The 25,295-nt window shown below is 44.1% G+C and carries 24 protein-coding genes, 1 tRNA gene and 1 pseudogene; 11 read left to right on the forward strand and 15 right to left on the reverse strand.

Features of this window, described 5'->3' with window-relative positions; all coding sequences use genetic code 11:
- The first annotated feature begins 1 nt into the window (after nucleotide 1).
- Nucleotides 2-1,303: an NTP/NDP exchange transporter gene (locus ACAY30_RS03455; RefSeq protein ID WP_290250832.1), complete on the forward strand. Its 1,302-nt coding sequence runs from the start codon at nucleotides 2-4 to the stop codon at nucleotides 1,301-1,303.
- Here the strand turns inward: ACAY30_RS03455 and ACAY30_RS03460 are convergent.
- Nucleotides 1,269-3,098, reverse strand: coding sequence for a metallophosphoesterase (locus tag ACAY30_RS03460; RefSeq protein WP_290250831.1), 1,830 nt, complete (start codon nucleotides 3,096-3,098; stop codon nucleotides 1,269-1,271). The two genes, ACAY30_RS03455 and ACAY30_RS03460, sit on opposite strands and share 35 nt — an antisense overlap.
- 405 nt (nucleotides 3,099-3,503) lie before the next feature.
- Here ACAY30_RS03460 and ACAY30_RS03465 point away from each other — a divergent pair, with 405 nt between their 5' ends.
- From ACAY30_RS03465 to ACAY30_RS03475, 3 genes are read left to right on the forward strand one after another with little or no spacing between them, the layout of a single operon-like run.
- Nucleotides 3,504-4,547 (forward strand): amidohydrolase family protein, encoded by a 1,044-nt coding sequence (locus ACAY30_RS03465; protein WP_290250830.1) that lies wholly within the window; start codon nucleotides 3,504-3,506, stop codon nucleotides 4,545-4,547.
- Nucleotides 4,548-4,566: 19 nt separating this feature from the next.
- Nucleotides 4,567-5,865, forward strand: coding sequence for an OprD family outer membrane porin (locus ACAY30_RS03470; protein ID WP_290250829.1), 1,299 nt, complete (start codon nucleotides 4,567-4,569; stop codon nucleotides 5,863-5,865).
- Nucleotides 5,866-5,877: 12 nt separating this feature from the next.
- Nucleotides 5,878-7,374 (forward strand): hypothetical protein, encoded by a 1,497-nt coding sequence (locus ACAY30_RS03475; protein WP_290250828.1) that lies wholly within the window; start codon nucleotides 5,878-5,880, stop codon nucleotides 7,372-7,374.
- 541 nt (nucleotides 7,375-7,915) lie between these two features.
- Here ACAY30_RS03475 and ACAY30_RS03480 read toward each other — a convergent pair.
- The 6 genes and pseudogenes from ACAY30_RS03480 to ACAY30_RS03505 all read right to left on the reverse strand — a co-directional run bounded on the left by ACAY30_RS03480 (nucleotide 7,916) and on the right by ACAY30_RS03505 (nucleotide 11,575).
- Nucleotides 7,916-8,152, reverse strand: a complete 237-nt coding sequence (locus ACAY30_RS03480) for a hypothetical protein (RefSeq protein WP_290250827.1) — start codon at nucleotides 8,150-8,152, stop codon at nucleotides 7,916-7,918.
- Nucleotides 8,153-8,494: 342 nt separating this feature from the next.
- Entirely contained in the window at nucleotides 8,495-8,917 is a 423-nt protein-coding gene (locus ACAY30_RS03485) for a S8 family serine peptidase (protein ID WP_371190080.1), read from the reverse strand.
- 18 nt (nucleotides 8,918-8,935) lie between these two features.
- Nucleotides 8,936-9,775: pseudogene (locus ACAY30_RS03490) on the reverse strand (IS3 family transposase); the annotation flags it as partial.
- A 5-nt stretch (nucleotides 9,776-9,780) separates the two neighbouring features.
- Complete coding sequence (locus tag ACAY30_RS03495) at nucleotides 9,781-10,083, reverse strand: transposase (RefSeq protein WP_290250825.1); 303 nt, start codon at nucleotides 10,081-10,083, stop codon at nucleotides 9,781-9,783.
- A 352-nt stretch (nucleotides 10,084-10,435) separates the two neighbouring features.
- Nucleotides 10,436-11,095 (reverse strand): hypothetical protein, encoded by a 660-nt coding sequence (locus tag ACAY30_RS03500; RefSeq protein WP_290250824.1) that lies wholly within the window; start codon nucleotides 11,093-11,095, stop codon nucleotides 10,436-10,438.
- A 111-nt stretch (nucleotides 11,096-11,206) separates the two neighbouring features.
- The gene (locus ACAY30_RS03505; protein ID WP_290250823.1) at nucleotides 11,207-11,575 is read right to left on the reverse strand and encodes a hypothetical protein; all 369 of its coding nucleotides are present in this window, start codon (nucleotides 11,573-11,575) and stop codon (nucleotides 11,207-11,209) included.
- A gap of 352 nt (nucleotides 11,576-11,927) precedes the next feature.
- Between ACAY30_RS03505 and ACAY30_RS03510 the strand changes: the two genes are divergently transcribed.
- Together ACAY30_RS03510 and ACAY30_RS03515 are read left to right on the forward strand one after the other, a co-directional pair.
- On the forward strand, nucleotides 11,928-12,359 hold the full coding sequence (locus ACAY30_RS03510; protein ID WP_290250822.1) for a hypothetical protein: 432 nt from the start codon (nucleotides 11,928-11,930) through the stop codon (nucleotides 12,357-12,359).
- A 466-nt stretch (nucleotides 12,360-12,825) separates the two neighbouring features.
- Complete coding sequence (locus tag ACAY30_RS03515; protein ID WP_290250821.1) at nucleotides 12,826-13,116, forward strand: hypothetical protein; 291 nt, start codon at nucleotides 12,826-12,828, stop codon at nucleotides 13,114-13,116.
- A 270-nt stretch (nucleotides 13,117-13,386) separates the two neighbouring features.
- Here ACAY30_RS03515 and ACAY30_RS03520 read toward each other — a convergent pair.
- Nucleotides 13,387-13,463 (reverse strand) — tRNA-Ile (locus ACAY30_RS03520).
- 318 nt (nucleotides 13,464-13,781) lie between these two features.
- Between ACAY30_RS03520 and ACAY30_RS03525 the strand changes: the two genes are divergently transcribed.
- Entirely contained in the window at nucleotides 13,782-14,936 is a 1,155-nt protein-coding gene (locus ACAY30_RS03525) for a GGDEF domain-containing protein (RefSeq protein ID WP_290250820.1), read from the forward strand.
- A gap of 141 nt (nucleotides 14,937-15,077) precedes the next feature.
- Here the strand turns inward: ACAY30_RS03525 and rpoD are convergent, their stop codons facing one another.
- From rpoD to rpsU, 4 genes are all read right to left on the reverse strand, one after another.
- Nucleotides 15,078-16,940 (reverse strand): RNA polymerase sigma factor RpoD, encoded by a 1,863-nt coding sequence (gene rpoD, locus ACAY30_RS03530; protein ID WP_290250819.1) that lies wholly within the window; start codon nucleotides 16,938-16,940, stop codon nucleotides 15,078-15,080.
- Nucleotides 16,941-17,044: 104 nt separating this feature from the next.
- Nucleotides 17,045-18,808, reverse strand: coding sequence for a DNA primase (dnaG, locus tag ACAY30_RS03535; protein ID WP_290250818.1), 1,764 nt, complete (start codon nucleotides 18,806-18,808; stop codon nucleotides 17,045-17,047).
- Nucleotides 18,809-19,007: 199 nt separating this feature from the next.
- A complete protein-coding gene (locus tag ACAY30_RS03540) occupies nucleotides 19,008-19,454 on the reverse strand; it encodes a GatB/YqeY domain-containing protein (RefSeq protein WP_290250817.1) in 447 nt (148 codons plus the stop codon).
- Nucleotides 19,455-19,480: 26 nt separating this feature from the next.
- Nucleotides 19,481-19,696 carry a 30S ribosomal protein S21 gene (gene rpsU / locus ACAY30_RS03545; protein WP_135437986.1) on the reverse strand — a complete coding sequence of 72 codons (216 nt, stop codon included), beginning with the start codon at nucleotides 19,694-19,696 and terminating at the stop codon, nucleotides 19,481-19,483.
- A gap of 223 nt (nucleotides 19,697-19,919) precedes the next feature.
- Here rpsU and tsaD point away from each other — a divergent pair, with 223 nt between their 5' ends.
- Complete coding sequence (gene tsaD / locus ACAY30_RS03550; protein ID WP_290250816.1) at nucleotides 19,920-20,933, forward strand: tRNA (adenosine(37)-N6)-threonylcarbamoyltransferase complex transferase subunit TsaD; 1,014 nt, start codon at nucleotides 19,920-19,922, stop codon at nucleotides 20,931-20,933.
- Between the two features lie 4 nt (nucleotides 20,934-20,937).
- Here tsaD and plsY read toward each other — a convergent pair whose 3' ends face one another.
- Complete coding sequence (gene plsY / locus ACAY30_RS03555) at nucleotides 20,938-21,510, reverse strand: glycerol-3-phosphate 1-O-acyltransferase PlsY (protein ID WP_290250918.1); 573 nt, start codon at nucleotides 21,508-21,510, stop codon at nucleotides 20,938-20,940.
- Nucleotides 21,511-21,689: 179 nt separating this feature from the next.
- Between plsY and folB the strand changes: the two genes are divergently transcribed.
- The 3 genes from folB to ACAY30_RS03570 are packed head-to-tail and all read left to right on the forward strand — an operon-like array spanning nucleotide 21,690 to nucleotide 23,388.
- The gene (folB, locus tag ACAY30_RS03560) at nucleotides 21,690-22,046 is read left to right on the forward strand and encodes a dihydroneopterin aldolase (RefSeq protein ID WP_290250815.1); all 357 of its coding nucleotides are present in this window, start codon (nucleotides 21,690-21,692) and stop codon (nucleotides 22,044-22,046) included.
- The gene (gene folK, locus ACAY30_RS03565; protein WP_290250814.1) at nucleotides 22,046-22,549 is read left to right on the forward strand and encodes a 2-amino-4-hydroxy-6-hydroxymethyldihydropteridine diphosphokinase; all 504 of its coding nucleotides are present in this window, start codon (nucleotides 22,046-22,048) and stop codon (nucleotides 22,547-22,549) included. Before folB ends, folK begins: the two co-directional genes overlap by 1 nt.
- Before the next feature lie 41 nt (nucleotides 22,550-22,590).
- Nucleotides 22,591-23,388, forward strand: coding sequence for an undecaprenyl-diphosphate phosphatase (locus ACAY30_RS03570; protein WP_290250813.1), 798 nt, complete (start codon nucleotides 22,591-22,593; stop codon nucleotides 23,386-23,388).
- Between the two features lie 55 nt (nucleotides 23,389-23,443).
- Here ACAY30_RS03570 and ACAY30_RS03575 read toward each other — a convergent pair whose 3' ends face one another.
- Together ACAY30_RS03575 and ACAY30_RS03580 are read right to left on the reverse strand one after the other, a co-directional pair.
- Entirely contained in the window at nucleotides 23,444-23,887 is a 444-nt protein-coding gene (locus tag ACAY30_RS03575) for a CoA-binding protein (protein WP_290250812.1), read from the reverse strand.
- 30 nt (nucleotides 23,888-23,917) lie between these two features.
- On the reverse strand, nucleotides 23,918-25,180 hold the full coding sequence (locus tag ACAY30_RS03580) for a multifunctional CCA addition/repair protein (RefSeq protein WP_290250811.1): 1,263 nt from the start codon (nucleotides 25,178-25,180) through the stop codon (nucleotides 23,918-23,920).
- Between the last annotated feature and the right edge of the window lie 115 nt (nucleotides 25,181-25,295).

A 25,295-nucleotide genomic window follows, 5' to 3' on the forward strand; every position in this document is an offset into this window, starting at 1 on the left:
AATGAGATTGTTCACGCACTTGCGTCCGGGCGAGGGCAAGGCCACCTTGTGGCTCGCTGGTTACGCATTTTTGTTATTGCTTATCTACTACATGCTCAAGCCGATTCGAGAGGCGCTTATTCTCGCCGAGCACAGCGCCGAAATGCGCAGTTACACCATTGCCTTACAAGCTTTAGTTCTGCTGTTTTTAGTTCCTATTTACGGCAATCTCATTCGAGGTAAAGGCGCTGAGAAAACACTATCACGGGTGTCGTTATTAGTGGCAATTAGCTTGCTAGTGTTTGGCTCTCTGTATGTTCTCGAGTTACCCGTTGCCGTACCTTTTTATGTGTGGCTTGGCGTGATTAACGTACTGCTGATTGCTCAATTCTGGGCGTATGCCGCCGATGTGCATACCCCTGATGAAGGCAAAAGACTGTTTGCGTTTATTGCGGCTGGGGCATCATTTGGCGCGTTAGTTGGCGCACAGGTGAGTAGCAAACTGTTTCAGCTGATAGGGGCTCAAGGGTTAATGCTCACCGCGGCATTGCTGTTGCTGTCGACGATGTGGCTACCCAAGTGGCTGGCCATGGTGTCTAAAAGTCAAGAGCAACAAGAGCCCGTATCGGTGTCCTTAAAAGCCGGTTTTGACACCGTCCTTAGCAGTCGTTATTTACTGATCATTGCCGCCTTTGTCGTTTTACTCAATTGCATTAATACCACCGGTGAATACATATTGGCCAAATGGGTTAGCCATTACGCGCAAGAGCAAGCGGATGCAACTTTGTATATCGGCCAGTTTTACGGAAACTTTTATACTTGGGTCAATCTGTTAAGCATGTTGATTCAGCTGTTATTGGTGTCGCGTATCTTACAGTGGATTAATGTGCACGGGGCGATTTTGATTTTGCCGTTTGTGGCACTTGTCGGCTATGGCCTCGCCACATTTATCCCGATTTTTAGTTTGTTTCACCTCATTAAAGTCGCAGAGAACAGCGTTGATTATTCACTGCAAAACACTGCGAGGCACGCGTTGTTTTTACCACTTAAACAACGACAAATTTACGAAGGTAAAACCGTTATCGACGCCCTTTGTTGGCGCATTGGCGATTTGGCGCACGTCGCCATTGTGTTTATCGGTCATAAGCTTATGGACTTTGAACATCGCGAGTTTGCCGCAATTAACCTAGCGATATCTGTGCTGTGGATAGTATTGGCCTTGCGCCTTGCAAAAATGAACAAGTCTTTGGTTCTGGAGCAACAGCACGAGATAAACGGTCAACTTCCTGCTACCAACGCGAGAGCAACCAATCGCGACGCTTGAGCACGGCCTTGATTTGCGCATCAGATAACAATCCAGCGGTTTCAACTTTGAGTTGTTGAAAATTTAAATCACTAAGGCGTTGCTGTAACTGTGGTGAATATGCAATGGTTTGCTCGCGCAGGGCTTTGGGGGCGTTGCTTTTGGGGCGAAAACTCTCGCTATGATCGACTAGCCACATCAGCCAGTCGCCAGTGTAGGTGATATTGTCCTGATTTCGGCCGAGGTTATAAAACAAGTAATCAAGAATGGTCATAAGATTGGCTTGATAAGCAATAACACAGTCTTCGCTGGGCATATAACCTTTTTTTAAGCGCCGAGCCTCAGAAAAGCTCTTATCGATGCGTAACTGCAGTGCACCTTTTCTGCCGTCTACCTCGCGAATCACGGTAGGGGGAATTATCCCCAGCGCCATCGCTCTGGCAACGCGGTAGGCTGCTACGTCATAGCGATAGCTTTTGTTGTTACTGTGCTTTTGATTAAACAAGCCATAAAAAGTTTCGCCCTGATGCTCGAGTTGCAACTGCTGATACTCACTGTTGCCAATGGTTACCGAGCGGCTGTTAATTACGTTTGCTTGTTTTAGTGCGCTCTCCCAAGCGGTGTAATTACGCTGTTTGTACTGGTGACGATGTGGGTGGTTATCAATTGTAAACGGTTGCCATGTTTTGCCGTCGAATTGCTCTATTCGTTCCCCGTCAAGAGCTAACAACATGGCATTGCCTTGGTAATAATCGCGAAAAAGGCCGGTGTCGATACTCAATACTTTACCGTGCATACGGCTTTCAATGGTTCTGCTGAGCGTTGGTGTGTGACCGATTACTAACCTCGTTGCGCCAAAGTGGTTTAGTACTCGCTCGGTAATTTGTTGCTCGTAAATGGGGTGACACAGCGCTGAACCTCGATACCAATAATGGCTTTGACCACTAAAATAGTACGACTTATCAATATCGACAAACGTATTATATTGTCGTTGGATGTGTGCATCTTGATCTTGAATAACAGCCGCTAGGCGCTCGTTATTTTCAAACGCGGTGTGGCGAAGGTAAAATGGCATGGCTGTTAGCAGATCTTTTCGGACTCTGACATAACGGCGAATCGCATCGCTGGCTTGTTGGTTTAACTGGCGCAGTGAAATAAGTGGCAGCTCGCTTGATACACCGCCGTGGACAAATAAGGTGTTGTTGATCACCAAGGCACTCGGTTTGCTCAGTAACCACTTACCGTATTTTCCATCAAGGCCAAACAACTTTTGATGACCAAAGTAACCGGGCGGGTAGAGTTTTGTAAATTGCGCTTGCAAGTCGGTAGTGCTGACGGTGTTATTGGCAGTTTGAGCAGTGTTTATAAACTGTTGTAAATAGGTATCTCGCAGCGTTGGGTCTTCATCTTCTAGGTAGTCTTGATAGTCTTTGTTGTTGAGGTAGCGCAAATCTGAGATTAAGTTCATGTGCTCGTGATTGCCTATCACTAAGTGGATGGCACCGCCTGCAGTGTTCGCCTGCGCTTCAAGGCGCATAAATAGGTCGATGATTTTGCGCGATTCTGGACCGCGATCAATTAAGTCGCCAACGCTGACAAAGTGGCTTTTGCCGGCGGTCCAATTCAACTCGCTATCGACAAGGCCGGCGCGTTTGATTAAGTCGGTGAAGGTGGCAAAGTCGCCGTGGATATCGCCGACGACGATCACTTTTTCATCAACGGTTAATTGGTAGTCTTGTGCCCAAACTTGACTCAGTGGCGCACATAGCCACAGTACAAGGGCGAAAAGGCGGGAATGAATAGCAAAGTTGGCCATGATGACAATTAACTCAACACAGAGAATAACTAAGGTTTAGCATAGCATATATACGCAAAAACAATCGCTTAGCTAGTTGCTAGGCGGTAACTGTGCTGCTTGTCTCAGTTGGAAACGCAGCGGAATTAGGGCGTTAGTTGTCACCTAAAAGCGCTAGAGTTTGTTGATTTTTGTCTGTTTTCTGATTGATGTGCCATACTCAAAGTCATTTCCTACATTTTTAGAGTGACATACAGGGCGCAAGAAATGACTAACGTAAAAAACTCCACTTCAATCAAGAACATCATTAAATCACATGCTTCCTTTCCCAGCGATAGGTCGACCACAGTAAAGCACCTAGCAACTGCGACTATGGTAATGCTAGTAACAGCATGTTCATCCGTGCCAGATGAACAATCAATAACTATGGAATCTATCAGTAATGATGCTCGACCGTTAAGTTCTTTTGCCCAGCCACCGTCTGCGCAAGCCTGTTACGACCGAGAGAAGGAACCTTACACTGCCGTGGTGGATGCGCATTTCCATCCGCGTCCGTTTGGGGGCTCGGCAATTCCGCCGGCCGAACTGTTTGAATATTTTGACAAAACCACCGTTCGATTTGTGAATTATTTTGGTATAGGCCAAGTGCTCGAACTTGATTCTGGTTGTACCTATTACCTCGACTGCCCAGGGGTAGCGGCTAAACCCAGTATTAAAAACGACTTTGTTAACGGTATGGAAGTGAAGGCTTACCCGCATGAAAACTTACATGTGACGTTATCTATGACCTTCATGGATCTGGCGAATCCCGAAAATATTACTGACCTGATTGCACTTTACGACAAAGAGTATCCTGGCATGTTTTCTTGGTCAGGTGAGCTTAATGTTATGAAGCAGGCCTTACTCGGTAATAAGCATGAGCCTTCAACTGAAGCGAGCATCGACGATTGGGCACCGTTTATGGCGATTTTAAAAGAACGGGGCATACCCGTGACATTACATTCTGATTTGGGTAACGACAGAAATACCACAGAGTTCTTACCCTTAATGGAATATATACTCTCCTCGTATCCAGACAACAAAATTGTTTGGGCACATATGGGGTTGTCTAAAGAATTATCAAATATGAATCCGTATACCCATGTTTCTACCATGAAACGTTTGTTGGATAAGTATCCTAATTTGATGTTGGATATATCTTGGGACGTGCTTTACAACTCTTACCATGAGTGGGGGCCTGTCTTTATCGAATTCTTCAACAGTTATCCAACCCGCATTCTGCCGGGCACAGATTTTGTTGCTGCCGGTACTAAAGACTTTGCTATGTACGCAAAAGAGCTGGATGTGACAAGCCGTGCGTTGAAAGCGCTAGATGATAATGCGTTCAGACTCATTGCGTTAGGGGAAAATTACTTTCGCTTGATGGATCTCGATTACAACGCCCCTAATATTTGCTCGGCAACAGACTAACTCTAGCAGGAAACTTATCATGTCAATTCATCAGGTACCCTTTGGGATAAGCCTGCTGGGGCTGCAGTTGTCGTTTATCGCTAGTGCGATGGCGGCAGACACACAGGTCTATGAATATGAGCCTAACCAGCAGAGCGATATTGTGCCGCTCGATGTACAAGATACCGAACGTCGCGCATTTTTAGATGATACCTCGCTGATCTTCAAGCCGCGTTCGTACTATCTAGATCGAGATAGAGACACCAATCCTGACTCTGAGGGCTGGGCACTGGGTGGGGCATTGGAATACAAATCTGGATGGTGGGTAGATCGCTTGCGTCTTGGCGCTACCCTGTACACCTCGCAAAAACTCTATGCACCGTCAGATAAAGACGGCACCTTATTATTTAAGCCAGGGCCGGAAAGTTTTACTACCCTAGGTGAGCTCAACGTCACTTATCGCTTTTCTGAGAATCACGGTATTCGTGCAGGTCGTCAGCGTTTTGGGTTGCCTTATCTGGGGAGTCATGACATTCGCATGGTGCCTAACACATTCCAGGGCGTGGCCATTGGCAGTGTTGCTAGCGAGGGTTTTGCCTACATGGCCGGCTATGTAGACAAAATAAAGCGCAAAAACGATGATGACTTTATTTCAATGTCAGAAGCAGCCGGAGCCGAGGGAAGCAATAAAGGCGTCTACTTTGCTGGTGCTCGCTACCAGTTGACCGAGCGAATTTTATTGGAAGGGATATATCAGCGCACCGAAGACGTTTTTGATACGTTTTTTATGAAGGCGGAAGGACCACTTTATCGAGTCAACGATTATAAGATAAAGGGATTTTTACAGTACACCGACCAAAGTTCTACTGGTGACAACCTAATTGGTGACTTTGACACGTCACTGTTATCGGCCAAATTAGAAATGTCTAAAGGCCCTGTCAGTTGGCGAGTTGCCTATAGCACGACAGACGACAGCTTTGGCATTCAAAAGCCCTACGGAAACCCATCGAATTACCTTTCTGTGATCGTCGACGATTTCGACCGCGCCGGTGAAGATGCGTGGTTGATAGGCGGATCTTATGGCTTTGGCAAGGTAGGCCCTGGGGAGTTAAGTACTTTTGCCAATATTGTCAGAGGTGATACGCCTGATACTGGCATTAATGCCAGTGCGGATGAAACTGAATACGACATTACGTTTGATTACCGAATTCAGGAAGGCTGGGCTGAGCGGCTTTGGATAAGAACCCGTCTAGCCTATGTTAACCAGGACGAGGCGTTAGGAGGTAACGATTTTGTTGATTTTCGTATCATCATTAATTATGACTTTGGTTTACTCTAAAGGATGAATGTTATGAACACATGTAAAGCAAGCCTCGCAATCTGTGTGGCTACGGCACTCAGTTTTACCGCGTCTGCAGAGTCTTCGTCTGAACAAGTCAGCCGTCAGGCGACCCTTGAAGAAATGCAAGAGCTTAAACGCATGCGGGATGAATTAGCTGAACAAACCCGTGAATTTGAGCGGCGTATAGCCGAGCTTGAGAAGAAGGTGGATGATGGCGAGAAAGCGGTTGTTGTTGAAGACAAGCGAGTAGCTTCAGACGCATCGATTAGTCGTCAAGCACCGACCGCTCCTGCAGATCCTGAAACCCATGATTGGGAACCTTTTGAACCTGGTAAAGGCTTTGTTCTGTCTCGTTCAAAATGGGGCGAACTCAACTTTTCGGTGTTTTCTTATGCGCGTTATCTCAATCAGGATAACTTTGAAGATACTTATACCGATACGTTTGATCGAGTACGGGAGTTAGATAAACGCAATGACATTCAGATGCAAAAAGTCACCCTGAACTTTAAAGGTTGGCTTTTTGATCCTAAGTTTCGCTATCTGTTTTACACATGGACGTCCAATACCAGTCAGGGCGACCTTGCGCAGGTAGTTGTAGCCGGTAATTTAGGTTATCAGTTTAACGAACACTTTAACCTGTACGCGGGTATTGGTGGGCTTCCATCAACTCGTTCGACAAATTATACCTTCCCAAACTGGCTCAAAAACGACCATAGAACCATTGCCGATGAGTTTTTTAGAGGCTCATACACCACTGGTATATGGGCTAATGGTAAAATCATCGATGGCCTTGAGTATCGCATAATGCTCGGTAATAACTTGAGTCAGCTCGGGGTTAATGCGGTGCAGCTTGACGATGGATTAAACACCGTTTCCGCCGCCCTATGGTGGATGCCGACAACAGGGGAGTACGGTCCGGGTCAGGGGCTAGGGGATTATGAACATCACGATGACCTAGCCACATTGTTTGGTATTAACTTTACCCGCAGCCGCGAAGATGCGCAGGGCCAATCTGATACCGAAGGCTTTGAGAACTCACAATTGAGATTATCGGATGGCACCCTGATCTTCAGTAACGACCCGTTCATGACGGGAGCGAATATTCGCAAGGCAACCTACCAGATGGCGGCGATAAATGGTGGCTTCAAATATCGTGGCTGGTCACTTGACGCCGAGGCGTATTACCGCCGGATGGATGACTTTTCAACGATTGGCACGATTCCTGTTTCGTCGATTACCGATCACGGCTTTCAGATCCAAGGATCGATGATGATCATGCCGCAGAAGCTACAAGGTTATGTTGGCTATTCAAAAATATACGGTGATTACGGCAATCCTTACGACGTATCAGTTGGAGTCAATTACTTTCCATTGTCGCGCAAAGAAATACGCATCAATGTGCAGGGGCTTTACTTAGACGACTCACCGGTGGGGTATTCGTCAGTACCGTTTTCTGTAGGTGCTAACGGTTGGGCGTTAACTACCGACTTGATTGTTGCGTTTTAAAACGTGTTTATACCTCTGAAAAGCCTTTTTTAGATGTGCAATGGCAATATACCTGTTTTGGCGCCTATCTAATGGCTAACCGTTTAAGGGGGAAGTGGTCAACTAGTTTTGACCACAGTGTTAGCTATTCATAACTTTAGTTACAGAAGCCGTAACGATAAATTTCAGACACAAAAGAAGACGCTCCAGGGCGTCTTCTTTATTCTTAATATGGTGGCACAACTTAGGATTGATGTTAGTTTGCATCCATAATTGATCCGAAAAGGCAGTACTTTTGCATCTGAACCTTAGCCAGGCAATGTGTACTAATCATTTGGTAAAAATCCAAAATACCCGATTTATATAGTTCACTTTGCGATGCAAATTGTGGATTAGTTTTAAGTGCAAATTAACAACCGAATATTCACCGAATTGAGCTTGGTGGGGGGAGAAGATTGGGAAAGGGGCTTAATTTCACATCAATTTTTCGTAAATCACAGCCTACGTCTACTTTTACCACAATATAGTTGATTCAGTTGGCATTAAAGGGAGAAAAATTATTTTACTTTTGAGTCAGTGCAAACAGTAATATAGAAGCGAAAGCAATAATACCCAAACCACTTGAAACCATAACGATGCCAATGAGCCACATCAGGGGGGTAAACACACCAGCAATTACATCGAATAGTTTAAAGCCTTCCATTATGAGATAGGCACTGCCACCCATGGCGATCAATCCAACTAGCCATGCAAGATATACAAAAACTTTATTATTCTTCAATTTATCTATAAAAGTCATATTAATTCTAGACCTTGTATAAGTTTTCCATGCAATAACTAATATGAATAGTCTCACAACGTGTGCAGTGGTACAACAGATTTGTTCTCTGTCACTCAACAATACGTAACTCATTATAAAGTAAGTGGTTGCTCGTATTCGGAGCATTATCTTTATTCAATACTAATTTGCCTCCCGGGAACGACGTAATGCTTTAAAGTCAAATTGCCAAGTGTCAGTATTAGCTCATAAAAGCAAATTAGCATTAATTATGAAGTTAGAGCAAAAAAAGCCCTGTTCATAGAGCAGGGCTTTGTACGTTGCTAGGCTGCACCTCAAAAATACAGCATTTAACAGGCTGGGTTATCGAGCGGAGCCATCGCCACCATAGATTTTTCCATTATGGGCATCACAGCCATTGGCTTCGATATAGTCGATTGCATCTTTAGCTCGAACTAGGCCCCAACCAAACTTATGGTCATATCCAAATTCCCCTAAGTCTTCAGCAGACGCTCGTAAAGCCAGACGAATTCCTTGCGCTGAACATTGCGGAAAGTTGCTCCACACCAATGCTGCTACTCCAGATACATGCGGTGTTGCCATTGATGTACCTGACTGGAAACCGTGATTTGGATATTTATGGATATTAATCGTTGTCTCTTTGCCGATATTTTCCCGCAGCGCCAATCCCTGCTGTTTGGATACTGTGCCTGCTAAAATAGAAATATTATCAACTGTCCCTGGAACCGGTCCCGGTAGGTGATTTCGAATAATTGTAACGGTCAAATAAACTTGGAGACTTCTTTAGGCACTTTTTCTTAATTTCATCTCATAATCTGCTGGTGAGATGTTTCCTAATTTGTAGTGTCGTCGTTTTTGATTATAAAACGGTTCGATGTAATCAATAATATCAGCCATCGCCTCACGCCTTGTCAGATAGCGACGATAGTTAACTCGCTCTGATTTTAAACTACGAAAAAATCGTTCGGTAACCGCGTTATCCAAACAATTTCCAGCACGACTCATACTAGAGATTATTCCATGTTCTTTCAAGGAGCGTTGGAAAGCATCACATGTATATTGCACACCCTGATCTGAGTGAAACAACACTCCGTCAGTTGGTTGGCGTTTGTTTACCGCTAGTCGCAATGCTCGGGTTGTTAACTCGCTATTTGGCTTGTCTGAGAACGCCCAGCTAATCACTTTGCGAGAGCATAAGTCCATGATAACCGCTAGGTACAACCAACCCTGCTGTGTGCGTATATAAGTTATATCACCAGACCACAGCTTATTTAATTGCTGTGGATTAAACTGACGATTTAGGTAATTAGGCGCAATAACAGACGCTTTACCGCCAACCGGGTATTTGTGCTGTTTAGGGCGTTTGGCAACTAACCCCAGTCGTCTCATTGATGTACGAACACGGTGAATGCCAATATCAAAGCCCATAGCTTGTAATTCACCATGCATACGCACTTTGCCGTAAGTCGCATCCATATCGACATGAATTTGCTTCATGGCAGCATCTAACTGTACTTTTTCTGGGCAAATGGCCTTAGGCTTAGCTCGATGGTAAAACGAACTGACAGCAATAGACAAGCAGCGACAAATTTGTTGAACATTGCTTCCTGCCTTTTTCAACTTAACAGCTACTTGCTGACGTTGTTCATTTCCATAGCGAAAAAGGCCGAAGCTTTTTTTAACAAAGCATTGTCACTTTTTAGCTGTTTTACCTGTTTTTCAAGCTCTTGGATACGTATTTGCTCAGGCGTTAGTGCGCTCGCTTTAGGCGTTATTCCAGTTTGCTCGGCTTCATACTGGCTTACCCAACGCTGAATTGATGACAAGCCAACATTCATTGCTGCGGCTGCATCTTTATGTTTATAACCGTGGACAATGACAAGTTCTGCACATTCACGTTTAAATTCTGCTGATAATGTTTTCTTTGGCATTTTTAACCTCTTTCGTTAGTCGTATTTTACCTCTAACGAAGCCTCTAGTTAAATCATACCGTTACAAACTCTAAGATCATTATACTTGAAGGTTCAGACATGGAATGTGGATTATCATCGCTGTTATTGAAAATGGAAAATCACCTACGCCAAAATTTGTAATGAACATAAGCGTCATGCAACTGCTCAGAATTAGAACATGACGGTGTCGCAACTGGCGATTCACTTCTAAGGGCGGTTAGATTATGTCTTAGATATCTATAATAATTTAGCTGGCACAGTATTATTGACAGGCACTCTCAGCGCCTTCCTAACCTGATATAATACACTTTAGAACTATTTTTTCTTCAAACTAAAGATTAAGCTTGTTTTGTAATCCTAGTCGAATTATTTCGCGAGGGTTAAGGCCAAGCAGTTCTTCACAAGAAGCCACTTTCATGTATCCTAACTTAAGTACTTGACGATAACTAGGTTGAATATTTCTTTCTAAACTAGATGAAACCTCTGGTGGAAAGTATTCGGATTCAATAACCTTAAGCGTTTTTTTGAATGTGTCTTTAAGTGAAGCTATATTTTCGCTTTGGGATTGGTCACATTGAACAATCGGACTTTCAGGAAACTCTTCGGCCACTTCCAAAACGATTTCAGCGATGTTCTTACCAGCCAGGTTCTGTAAGACTTTTCGTTGAATATCCATTGCTTCACTTGTCTTAGGCTTAATCTCAAATATATCCTCTACGTCCAAGCTTTCAGAATTGACGTCTACAGACATACTTCTGATGATTTTGTGTGTATAAACTCCGAAAACCGCGGCAACGAAACGACCATCAAAGTCAAAATACTCACTTTGGTTTTGAACATGCTCTCTAAATTGCTCGATAGTTAGGTTGTCGGGTATTTTGGGCCCAATGTCTGCGATCTTAGTTTTACTGACCCATTCGACATCCACTTTAGGCTCCGAACAGGCAGCGATTATAAAAGATAATATCAACAAGAAGTACTTTTTACTCATAATCAATTTCCTTTAGGCCGTGTAAAGAGGGCAATTTACTCGCCTTGTGACGTTAGCAAACACTTTAAATTACTACCCGTAATTGGCAGTCTACCGCAATTCTCGATTTATTTAGCCTCGGCAATATTGTGATGCTGCCCTGCCGGCATTTTGCAATCTGTTCGAATATCTTAGGAAGTCTTCACTACTCATATCAAAATCTCGTTGAGCTACCGCCCTCACCATTTCATGATCATTCCTTATTTCAGGATCATCATACATTTTGGAAAGTTTAACCAACACTTTCCTGTCATCAGAATTGAGTAATTCGAGTATTTTTTCCGTTTCACAAACACACCGGTCTAATTTTTCTCCACTGTAATCAGAGCAACTCGCCGTTACAACTTCGCTATCGCCATTACTCAAACCGTTAGCAAAAAAATTTAAAATAACCGCTCCAGCAATAAATAGCAGTCCAACTCCAAGGATAATTCTTCTCATAAAAAAAAACTCAATCAAGGGGTTAACAATAAGCCTGACCATCAAATCCAGTTATAAACTAGTCACTTTAAACTTCACAGACTTTTCAAAAACTCTAGAGCAGAATAGTAAAAATGCAATTAATTTGTGCATCAATTTGCAGTATGCGGTCAAAGTACTGCGTATACAGGTGCGAATATCTTGTAGATATAAATTTATCAAGAGAGAACTTTTCGTGCGTTTGTAGTTAAAAAATCATCAACTATACTTACCGCCAATCGTCAGGTTCGGTGCTGAATTGCAGCAAAAACCACAATCTACCTTGCTGACGTATTGACACACCATTTATTTTCACCTTTAGAGGACTAGAATCATGTCATCAAGGAAAATATTATTTAGCAGTGCTGTTTCTTATTTACTTCTAATGAGTTGTTCTGAAAGTAGCGCACCACTGTCAATAGTCGGCACATCAATCTCTTGGAATTCGGAATACAACATATGTGTGCTAGAGGTTGCGGTGAATAATTCATCAAAGCATACGATTGATTTTGGGACTGTCTTAAAATGGTATGATGAAAGGGATATTCCCAATACATATGGGAATATAAACGGTTATTTACAGCCTGGAGAGGAGAAAACTTCATCGATTAGAATTTCGCGTGTATTTGGCAGTATGACAGAAGATAAGTGCAACACGGATCATTTACATGATGGCTATGTATTTGAGGTAGTTCAATGTAGTGTTGACGGCATTAGTGCGCCAGACTGCCTTGACAAATATATGAGCTTTAAACTACGTACTTAATCCGCAAGTAATTGTTGAGTGTTTTGGCATTCAAAGCTGGCGTAAATACCGAAGCGAGATTAAAAGCCGTTTATTCACATATAACACCATTATTATCAAGAAATGACGTATTGTAAGGTCCTAGGTTTATTTTGTGACTTTTAACATCCAAACTTCGTATGTTGAAGGTTGTCAACTATTACTTCTACAATGTTGACTTGGTAGGACGATAAGTCGATTAATCAACAATAATAGGGCTGAAGTACAGCTGATTTTTTAAGTTTCGAGCTATTCAAGCGTTGAGTAAGATTCACATATCAATAAAGAGTAAATTATTTGACATTTAGAGGAGAGAATCATGAAAGGTGCATTAATTTTTGCTGTTGTTATAGGTGTAGCTGTTTTGGTGTTTTGGGGATAGGTTGGGGTAGGTAAGAATAACAGTTTAAGCGATATAAAGCGCGAGGCTAAAAATGAGCTTACACAAATGCTAATGCAAATGGGCAAATACAAAGATAAAGAGGAAGATGAAGAATTTATGAAACTTATTGATGATTGTCTTAACCAGTGGATGGAGAATGTAACTGATGAAGCTGCCGAAATTTATTCGGAATATCTACGTCGCCAAAACTTCTCATCCGAAGATGCCTTTATAGATCCTAACCTGATCCTCAGACAAATAATGATAGAAAAAAATTTAACAGAAGAAGAGCTTATGAATCACATAAACAGTTTTGATCAAGGCCAGAGTAAAGTGGATAAAAACTGTCCTTTTTAAGTGAGTTGATTGTCGATCATTCCTTTTTAATGGATAAGAAGTTGAAATATTATGCAGTTTACGAACAGAAGTATTTCCAGAAAGCGGAAAAACAACATTGAACGACAAGATAGGTAAGCGGTAATTGTAATCCAAGAGTTAACATCTAGATGAAAGATAATCAAATAAGGCATATCTGAAGGAAATAATCATCCACTATCCCGGCCTCGCTTTGTACGGGAACATTCAGACACAAAAAAAGACGCTCTCGGGCGTCTTCTTTGTTCTAAATGGTGGCCCCTCCGTGACTTGAACACGGGACCTACCGATTATGAGTCGGGTGCTCTAACCAACTGAGCTAAGGGGCCATTTAGAAGTGTTTGCTTATCGTTGTTATTTATACCGTCTATAGCCTAAAGGCCAAGCCTGATAACCGATAACGCAGGCAAGTATAAGGTCTTTTTTTTCAGATGTCACCACTTGTAAAAGAAAATTATCGCGCTTTTTGTTTGAGTGGTTAATTTATAGGCGGTGGTTGTATCTCAAGCTAATTTTTCTTGCTTGCGCAGGTTTCACATATCATTGTGTGGCAGTGCTAAGATGCGAATTAATGATTAACATCGGTTAAAAAGTTGTTACTATAAAGGGGCTTTCAATAAAATTTACAATAATCACGAGGAAGGCAGGTGACTGGATTTTTACAAACAAGTAAGGCGTTTATTTTAGGGTGTATCTTTATTTTTGCTCTACACGTTGGCGCTGAGTTTAGTGTTGTTCAATGGCCTCAATTTGCGTTATCTATTGATAGTGTCGTCCCCATTTTACTTGTTGTTGCATGCTTGTTAGCAGCGTACTTTAAACAAGCCCGATTGTGTTTGCTTACCATTATTGTCGGCAGTTATTACGCGTTGCTTAAAACCCCGCACCCACTCTCTGAGCAGGCGGTATTTCTGTATGGTTTAGCAACCTTAGTTTGGGTATCGCTAATCAGTGAGCGTGGCTTGTTAAGCTTACACATGCTAAAGCAGCTGTTGTTTCTTTTGCTCAGCGTTGGCCTAACCCATGCTTGGTTGCAGGTAACACCACTGTTGCAAGCGAAATGGCCCATGTTAACAGCACAAATAGTTGATTTTTACCTACCCGTTTCTGTCGCGTTTGTCGTTCTAATGACGCGTAATGTGAGGCAAGCACAGTTAGCGCAAACGGCAATACTGATCACGGCAACTATTTGGTGCCTGAGCGCTACTAAGCTTATTACCTTGAATTGGCCTGTGACCATCGCCACTATTTGCGGTTATTACTTGATCGCGATATTAATGAATTCGTACTTTCTCGCTTATCGAGACGAGCTCACTGGGTTATCGTCAAGGCGATCGTTGTATCATCACGTCAGTACGCTGGGGAGTAAATACTCGGTGGCCATGCTCGATATTGACCATTTCAAAAAGTTTAATGATACCTATGGTCACGATGTCGGTGATCAAGTATTGAAATTGGTCGCTGCTAAGATTGCTCAAGTGAAACGCTCAGGTAAAGCGTTTCGCTATGGCGGTGAGGAGTTCTCATTGGTTTTTGCTGGTAAAAAAACAGAACAGATCACTGAAGAGCTCGAGCGCATTCGTTGCTTAATCGCCGACTATGAAATTGTTATCCGGCAAGCCGATATGCACAAAGGCAAACGCACTAAGACGGCAAAAGCTAAGAAAGTCAAAGTAACGGTATCAATGGGCGTGGCGACGCACAACAAGCAAGAGAGCTTTGACGACACGTTAAAGCGCGCCGATCAAGCGTTGTACAAGGCGAAGAAAAACGGCCGTAATGCGGTGGTATCAGCAACCTAACAGTGAGTTAATGACATTGCGGACGAGGTTATGTTTGGCTTACATAAACGGCCTACACCTACCTTAATGACTTAGCGGCAGATTTATTAGCGTACAAAAAAGGGACCATCAGGTCCCTTTTATCGTTAATAATAGCGTTGTTTACTCGCCGTCTAAGAAGCTTTTTAGTTGCTCTGAGCGCGACGGGTGACGCAATTTGCGCAACGCCTTCGCTTCAATTTGACGAATACGTTCACGAGTTACGTCAAACTGCTTACCCACTTCTTCTAGCGTGTGGTCAGTATTCATATCGATACCAAAGCGCATACGCAGTACTTTTGCTTCACGGGCGGTCAGGCCGGCAAGAACTTCGTTGGTGGCGGCGCGCAAGTTTTCCATAGTTGCTGCATCAACCGGCAACTCACCGCTACCGTCTTCGATAAAGTCGCCTAAGTGCGAATCTTCATCATCACCAATCGGCGTTTCCATTGAAATCGGCTCTTTGGCAATTTTGAGTACCTTGCGAATTTTATCTTCAGGCATCATCATGCGTTCAGCAAGCTCTTCTGGCGTTGGTTCGCGTCCCATTTCTTGTAACATTTGACGTGAAATACGATTTAACTTGTTAATTGTTTCAATCATATGCACAGGAATACGGATGGTACGCGCCTGATCGGCAATTGAACGCGTAATCGCTTGTCGAATCCACCATGTGGCATAGGTCGAAAACTTATAACCACGACGGTATTCAAACTTGTCTACCGCTTTCATCAAACCGATATTACCTTCTTGGATCAAGTCCAAGAATTGCAAGCCGCGGTTGGTGTACTTCTTGGCAATTGAAATAACCAAACGTAAGTTGGCTTCAACCATTTCTTTTTTCGCACGACGAGCTTTGGCTTCACCAATAGACATGCGACGGTTGATATCTTTAATGCCTTGCACTGACAGATAGGTTTCTTTTTCAAGTTGCTCTAACTTGTAGGTGCAACGCTCAATGTCAAACTGGACAAGCTTCAATTTGTCAGAGTAGCTGTGACCCGCGGCAATTTCGTTTTCAAGCCATTCAGTTTTGGTTTCGTTGCCCGGGAAAATCTTAATAAAATGCGCTTTTGGCATACCGGCGCCAACCACGCAGTGCTTCATGATCAAGCGCTCTTGTACGCGAACTCGGTCCATCACGTCACGCATGTTTTTGACTAAGCGATCAAACACTTTTGGAATTAAGCGAAATTCTTTGAACAACTCAGCAATGTCGTCTATTGCCTTAACCGCGTCTTTGTGGTCGCGACCTTTTTGTTCGATAACGCCATTGGCAACATCGTAAAGACGTCTTAGTTCAGTGAACTTCTCACGAGCCAGTTCCGGATCTGGACCTGTGTCCTCTTCTTCGTCACTTGAACTGTCATCGTCATCATCGCTATCTTCGTCTAGATCATCATCTTCGTCATCTAGCTCTTCTTCAGATAACTCAGAGCCAACGTGAGTAGCCGTTGGTGCAATATCGTCATCGTCCGCTAAGGGATCGGCAAAGCCTAAGATAATGTCGCTTAAACGGCATTCTTCGGCTTCAAAATTATCCCATTGATCTAATAAGTAATTGATCGCGGGAGGGTATTCGGAAACACTTCGCTGAACTTCGCGAATCCCTTCTTCAATGCGTTTAGCGATTTGAATCTCGCCTTTGCGGGTTAATAGTTCTACGGTACCCATTTCACGCATATACATACGTACAGGATCTGTGGTGCGACCTATTTCACTTTCAACCGTTGCAAGTGCTTGGGCAGCGGCTTCGGCTGCGTCTTCATCGGTATTAGCTTCACTCATCATTAATTCATCGGCATCTGGAGCGTTCTCAAACACTTGAATACCCATGTCATTGATCATGCGAATGATATCTTCAACTTGATCAGAATCAATGATGTCTTGTGGAAGGTGATCGTTTACCTCTGCAAAGGTTAAAAACCCTTGCTCCTTACCTTTAGTGATAAGTTCTTTCAGTCTAGATTGTGGGGCTTGATCCATTGACGAATGTCCACCTGTATTGGCTATCAAAATTCAAACAGTAAAGGACGAAATTATAGCAAGTCGAAAACAAAAATACCAGATAAAGCGAGGGGGTATTTTACTTAACTGCGAGCGTTAATAAGCACTTGCAGTTCTTTCTTTTCCGACGCACTAAGTTGTCCCATACGCGCTTTTTGTAACAGTAACTCGGTCCTTTTCTCGACAAAACTGTTAATAAGTTTTTCTAATATATCGCTAAAAACGTGTTCAGCAGCGTCACTATCTACGTGGTGATCCCACATTAATAGCTTTGACAATATTTGTTGTTGCGGTGTTCCGCGCCACATCTCAAGTAATTGACTTGAGTTCATTTTCGGGTTTTGCTTACACTGTTGCATAAGCTGTCTAAACAGCTCTATGCCAGGCATGTCTATGCGATCGAGTACTGATAAATCATCTAATACTGATACTAAATGGGGATGCTCGAGCAATAATGCAATAGCTAATCTGATCGGCGTTACCTTGGCGTGGTTATTCCGTTGTTGCAACTTTTCATTAGTTGTTTGTTTTTTATTAAGTTTTTGGAGTTGTTGTTGCGAACCGGCGCCAAGTTTATTTGCCAATTCGTTAATAATAGAATCTTTTAACAGGCTGTCAGGTAATTTTTCTATATACGGTTGAAAAATATCGGCGAGGGCCGCTTTGCCTTCTAGCGTATTAATATCAACAGTCGACATTAAATGCTCAAATAAAAACTTCGACATCGGCATCGCTTGATCTAATAACTGCTCAAATGCCTGTTGTCCGTGTTGGCGCACCAGGGTATCAGGATCTTCGCCATCGGGGACAAAGACAAATTTTAAACTGATGCCATCGCGTACTAGCGGTAACGCATTTTCGAGTGCTCGCCAGGCCGCATCGCGACCTGCTCGGTCACCATCGTAACAACAAATCACTTCTTTGACGGTGCGAAATAGCGTTTGCAGTTGTTCGGCTGTAGTTGAAGTGCCAAGTGAAGCCACCGCATATGGGATACCGTGTTGAGCTAAGGCGACCACGTCCATATACCCTTCAACAACGACCAAACGTTGTAAATCTTTACAGTTTTGCTTTGCTTCGTATAACCCGTAGAGTTCTTGACCCTTGTGATAAATTCGCGTTTCTGGGGAGTTGAGATACTTGGGCGTACCGTCTTTTATGACTCTACCACCAAAACCAATCACCCGACCGCGTTTGTCTTTTATTGGAAACATCAGTCGACCGCGAAAGCGGTCATACGGGCGCGCTTTGTCGCCTTGAATGGCCATCCCCAAATCAACTAATTGTTGCTGACTATCGCGATTACGCGCAAATGTGCTGACAACGTCATCCCAGCTATCAGCAGCATATCCAATGCCAAAGCTCTTGACGATTTCACCACTCAAGCCACGGCTTTTAAGGTAGCTAATAACGTTTGGTGCATCGGCGTGTTTACGCAGGTTTTGTTGATAAAAGCCACTGATGTTACTCATTAATTGGTAATCATCTTGCTTTTGTTTGTGAACGAGTTGCTCTTTTTTTAATTGGGCTGGTGTTTTGTGAGATTCTTCTCGCTCCACCTCTAAACCGTGAAAGCTCGCAAGTTCTTCGATCGCATCGACAAACTCTAAACGGTCGTACTCCATAATAAACGATATGGCGTTACCGTGCGCACCACAGCCAAAGCAGTGATAAAATTGTTTATCTCTAGAAACGGTAAACGATGGGCTTTTTTCACTGTGAAAAGGGCAACATGCCTGATAATTTTTACCGGCTTTTTTTAAAGCGACGCGAGATTCAACCAAGTCGACGATGTCGGTACGAGCTAAAAGATCATCGATAAATGTACGAGGGATTAAACCAGCCATAAATACTACGTGCTCTGCGCCAATGCTAAATTAGTGGTTTGATAGACGATGAATTACTATAGCAAATTCACCTTTAGAAAGACAACGCGAACGAGACAGTTTATCCATATCGCCTGTTACCAGCGACAGCGGTCAAGAATTGAGGATAAAAAAAACCGCACTTAGGTGTGCGGTTTTCTATCACAACAAAATGTAGGGCTTATGCATTGAGTGCAGCGCGAACTTGTCCGCTTACCTGACCTAGGTCAGCACGTCCTTGCATTTGGGGCTTTAACAGCGCCATTACTTTACCCATATCGGCCATTGATGCAGCACCGCTTTGCTCTATCGCTTGCGCAATCAGAGATTTGATTTCATCTGCACTGAGCGCTTGTGGAAGAAACTCTTCTAGCACATCAATTTCGGCCTGTTCACTGGCTGCGCTGTCCAAGCGACCGCCGTCAGTAAACATAGAGACAGATTCTTTGCGTTGTTTGATCATTTTAGTGATCAAGGCAAGGATATCGTCGTCGGTCATTTCTTTTTGACCGTCAATTTGCGCTTGCTTAATCGCCGAAATCGCCATGCGAAGTACACTAAGACGAGGTTTGTCTTTGGCACGCATGGCGTTTTTCATTTCGTTGTTGAGTTGTTCAAATAAACTCATAACTTAAAGCAAATATGCCTAAAGTCTTAGTATAAACGAACGCGACGAGCGTTTTCGCGAGCAACTTTCTTCGCGTGACGCTTAACTGCAGCTGCTTTCTTGCGCTTGCGTTCCCAAGTTGGCTTTTCGAAAGATTCGCGACGACGAACTTCAGAAAGGATACCTGCTTTTTCACATGAACGCTTAAAACGACGAAGAGCTACATCAAACGGCTCGTTTTCTCTTACTTTAATTACTGGCATTGTGCCTCTCACCTCTAGTGAATACTTAAGGACCGATATAAAACTATCGAGTCTGATTAAAAATGGTGCAGTATTCTAATCCGATCCCTTCATTAATGTAAAGGCTTAAATTGTTTTTCTTTAAAAGCGGTGGTGAAAAAAGGCATACGAGGTTAAAATTGCCACGTTGGGTTAAAAACCAGCGCCAAATTATTACTCATTCTGCCTACGGAATTATACAGTTATGCGAATTTTAGGTATCGAAACCTCTTGTGATGAAACCGGTATAGCCATTTATGATGAAGAGCAGGGCATTGTCGCCCATCAGCTTTATTCACAGATAAAAGTGCATGCCGATTACGGTGGGGTTGTGCCAGAATTGGCATCGCGCGATCACGTTCGCAAAACCATTCCGTTGATCAAGCAAGCATTAGCTGATGCGGGCTTAAGCCCAAGCGATCTCGACGGTGTCGCTTATACAGCCGGTCCTGGTTTAGTTGGTGCCTTGCTCGTCGGCTGCTCTATTGGCCGTTCGCTCGCCTATGGTTGGGATATTCCTGCGGTTCCTGTTCATCATATGGAAGGACATCTATTAGCGCCAATGTTAGAAGATGATGTGCCTGACTTTCCATTTATTGCGTTACTGGTGTCCGGTGGCCATACCATGCTAGTGCGCGTTGATGGTATTGGCAAATACCAAGTGCTGGGTGAATCGGTCGACGATGCGGCAGGTGAAGCGTTTGATAAAACCGCTAAATTGCTCGGCTTAGATTATCCGGGTGGTCCTGTTTTAGCAAAAATGGCAGAGCAAGGAACCAAAGGGCGGTTTAAATTTCCACGGCCGATGACCGATAGACCGGGTCTTGATTTTAGTTTTTCTGGCTTGAAGACCTTTGCCGCCAATACCATTCGCGACAACGACGACAGCGATCAGACTAAAGCCGATATCGCATATGCCTTTCAAGAGGCGGTGGTTGATACACTGGCAATAAAATGTAAACGCGCGCTTGAACAGTGTGGTTTGAACCGACTAGTCATTGCCGGTGGGGTAAGTGCGAACACTTCACTGCGAGAAAAGTTAGCGACTACCATGCAAAAACTCAATGGTAAGGTGTATTACCCACGTCCTGAGTTCTGTACCGATAACGGGGCGATGATCGCGTTTGCCGGTATGCAACGACTCAAATCAGGTGTTAGTGCCGATATGACGTTTAAAGCGACGCCGCGTTGGCCGTTGGATAGTTTACCACCAGTGTAAACGCTTAAATCTTGCTTTCTTTACCCTGTAGCAAGCGAATGATGTTGTCTCTGTGGCGAAATAAAATCAGCAGAGACAACATGGTTACCGAGTTGGTATACAGGGGCTTTATTAGATAGGTATACAGTGGCGCTAGTGTAATGGTAACTATAGCGGCTAGCGAAGAATAACGGCTGTACTTAACAACCGCGCCCCACGTAAGGATTAGCGCTAACGCCATAATCCAACTAATTGGCGCGAGCGCGCCAAATGCCGTTGCCACCGCTTTGCCACCTTTAAAGTTAAAAAAGATAGGGTACATATGACCGAGACACGCGGCAATGGCGATAAAGCCCAAGTGCAACGGTTCAACGCCCAGCTTATACGCCCCCCACACCGGAATCATACCTTTTAACACATCAAACAGTAACACCGCAGCTGCCGTGGCTTTATTGCTGATCCGCAAAACGTTGGTCGCGCCGGGGTTGTTTGAGCCTTGACTACGCGGGTCGGGTAACCCAAGCAGGCGACAAATTAAGATGGCACTTGAAATAGAGCCTAACAAGTAAGCAAAGATAATGATGGAGATGGTTAAAATCACAGTGTTTTTCCTATCTCGTTATAGCCTCATTGTCGGCTCGCGGGGCGATAACGTCAAACGAATCGTTAAGATGGTTAAAATAAAACCGTTATCACGCATTCTAACAAGACAATGAGTGGTTTTTCTATAGCACATTAGGGTAAAATTAAATTTTTACCGCAAGCTAGCGAGTCAACATGGATATTGTCTTTATCGAAGGTTTAAAAATCGACACCACCATAGGGTATTACGATTGGGAAAAAACCATCAAACAACCGCTGATATTTGATCTGCAAATGGGCTGTGATATTCGTTTGGCAGCAGCGGGCGACGAATTACACAAAACCGTAAATTACGCTGATGTAGCGGCTGATATTGAATTGATAGCGCAAGAGAAAGTCGTTGATTTACTCGAAACCTTAGCCGAAAACATGGCTCAGCGGTTGATGCAAAAATACGCCATCAGTTGGCTGCGCTTGAAAATTAACAAACCACAAGCGGTGGCCAATGCACAAGGCGTTGGGGTCATTATTGAACGAGGCAGCAAAGGGTAATGGCGCAAGTATACATTTCTATTGGCAGCAATATTGAACGAGAAACACAAATTGTACTTGCCGTGCAGTCATTGCGGGATGAATTTGGCGCTGTCGATGTATCATCGGTGTATGAATGTGAACCGGTGGGCTTTAGCGGCGAAAATTTTTATAACTTGGTTGCCAAAGTACACACCAACAAGTCACCGCAATACATTGGTGAGTTGTTAAAAACACTAGAAAAACAACATGGACGAGTCGATTTTTCAAAAAAGTTCAGCCCGCGTAAAATGGACTTGGACATTTTGTTATACGACGATTTAGTGATGGAGCAACCGGTCCAGTTGCCAAGAGATGAAATTCCGCTAAATGCGTATGTGTTGCAACCGCTCGCTGAACTAGCTCCTGATGAAGTACACCCCACGCTGGGACAAACGTATCAACAAATTTGGCAACAATACGACAAAACCAAACAGCAAGTGCAACGCATAGACTTTACCTGGCCTATTGCGCTGTCGCATTAATACTTCAACAAAACAATAATAACAACTCAATGGACTTTTAGATGTCGACCATAGAAACCATTATCCTCGCCCTGATTCAAGGGTTAACCGAATTTTTACCGATTTCGAGTTCCGCGCACCTTATTTTGCCATCGCAACTCTTGGGCTGGAGTGATCAAGGGCTTGCTTTTGATGTCGCCGTGCACGTTGGCACGTTGCTGGCGGTAATGATTTATTTTCGCCAAGAAGTGGCCAATATGTTTGTCGCTTGGACTGACAGTATCGTTCACAAGAATCGAAGCTTTGATGCCAAGTTAGCGTGGTGGATTATCTTTGCCACAATCCCCGCCGGCCTATTTGGTTTGTTTGGCAAAGACTTTATCGAACAGCATCTGCGCAGTGCCGCTATTATCGCCCTAACTACAATCGTTTTTGGTTTGTTGCTTGGTTTGGTCGACATCAAGGGCAAACAAAACAAGAATATTGAGCAACTGGGATTCAAAGGAGCGATGATGGTGGGATTAGCGCAAGCAGTGGCATTAATTCCCGGTACGTCACGCTCAGGTATTACCATGACCATGGGCATGATGCTTGGTCTCACCCGCGATGCGGCGGCGCGCTTTTCGTTTTTATTATCAATCCCGGCTATCGCCATGGCCGGTACCTACCTAACGGTTAAGCTGGTATTTGCCGCACATGCCGTCGACTGGTCAGCCATCGCTTTAGGAGCCAGTGTGGCGTTTGTCAGCGCCTATACGTGTATCCACTATTTTTTAATTTTACTGGATAAAGTTGGTATGATGCCGTTTGTCGTTTACCGCTTGTTATTGGGGGCGTTTTTAGTCTGGTTTATCATCTAAACGCAACCGGTTCACGGTAGCTACTCATGACCAAGGGGGCAACAAGCCCCCTGTGCTAGCTAGGTTGCTGGTGCACGGGATCAGCGAGTAGCTTGATTGACTGTAACTTGGGAATTTCTATTTTAGGGCATCTATCAACGATCATATCAATGCCGTACTGTTCAGCCTGCTGTTCAGCCCCGTGATGAACTACGCCGAGCTGCGTCCATATGCGCTTAATGCCAAGTTGATGACACTGTTCGACAATCTCTGGCAGCGCATCGCCTTGGCGAAACACATCGACCATATCTATGGGGGCAGTAATATCGGCGAGACAAGCATATACTCGCTCATTGTGGATCTCTTTACCCGCCACTAGCGGATTCACTGGATACACGCGATAGCCTTGATGCTGCAAAAACGCCATCACTTGATTGCTCGCTCTGTCGGCTTTGTCGCTAGCTCCGATCAGCGCGATGTGTTTTACATGAAATAACGTATCGGCTATATGGCTTTGCATCGGCTCACCTTCAACATTCACTGAACAATTTTACTGTATTAATTCTAGTGCATCTTTCAAGGTTGATATCAATTTTAACCGCTGTTGATAAATAGCGTCTTTTATTTCTTTACCCTGTAAACCACGTTCGACAAAAGGCTTGGCTTTTACAGTTAAGCACTGTTGATAGGCGTCACGCAGATAGTCAGCTTGTCGATAGTCACTGTGTTCAAACCCTATTCGTCCTTTGGCATCGGCTTCACAAACCAATAGATAGTGCTCAAATTGCTGCGGTTTACGCCACGCATCGAGCTGGTCAAATAACGTTAATACCGTGCTTGGCTTGAGCTCAAACGCGCGATGAGCATGGAGGTGAAATTCGCACGCTTTGATACTTAAATCACGCACTTCATTGGGTACTTTAAATGCTTTGCACACCTGTTTTACCAATTTAATACCAGACTTTTCATGGCCGTAGTGCCTTGGCCATTGGCTTTTATCGGTCAATCCTTTACCGAGGTCGTGGCACAAGCAAGCAAAGCGCACCGCAATACTATCGGAGAGTTTTACCGCTTGCTCTAACACCATCAGGGTATGGACACCTGAGTCAACTTCGGGGTGGTGATGCGCTGGATTTGGCACCCCCCATAAGGCATCGAGACTTGGCCATATAACGCGCAAAGCACCGCATTGGCGAAGTACTTGAACAAAAACTTGTGGGTGTTGTTCACTAAGCGCCGATGAGACTTCCTTCCAAATCCTATCCGGTGTCAAGTGAGCTAGCTCGCCATTATCGGCCATCTGTTGCATCAGCTCTATGGTTTCTGGCGCCACGGTAAAACCCAAATAGTGGTAGCGGGCGGCGAACCGAGCCACGCGCAGTACGCGAAGTGGGTCCTCACTAAACGCCGTCGATACATGGCGCAGTAGTCTTTTTTCTAGATCTGCTTGGCCGTTATAGGGATCAATTATATGACCGTGTTGATCTTGCGCCATGGCGTTAATGGTTAAGTCTCGACGCAACAGATCTTGTTCAATGGTCACATCGGGCTCGGCATAACAGCTAAAGCCCGTATACCCCTTGCCTTGTTTGCGCTCAGTGCGCGCAAGCGCGTATTCCTCTTTGGTTTTGGGGTGTAAAAACACCGGGAAGTCTTTGCCTACTTGTTTAAAACCGTGGGCCAGCATCGCCTCGCGCGTTAATCCGACAACCAGATAATCGCGCTCGTGTATTGGCCTGTTGAGCAGACCATCGCGCACAGCGCCGCCGACTAAATAGGTGTGCTCGGCTAGATCGTTACTATCAAGAGTCATAGCGTTACATGTCAAAATTACAGATAGGATTATTGTATGGTACTTTATCGCGTTGGGTAACGACAAGTTTTGACTTATCGGTCGCGTTTGGGTAGCTTTGCCTTAGACAGCAGAA

It is taken from the genome of Thalassotalea ponticola, assembly GCF_041379045.1.
Taxonomy (GTDB): domain Bacteria; phylum Pseudomonadota; class Gammaproteobacteria; order Enterobacterales; family Alteromonadaceae; genus Thalassotalea_A; species Thalassotalea_A ponticola.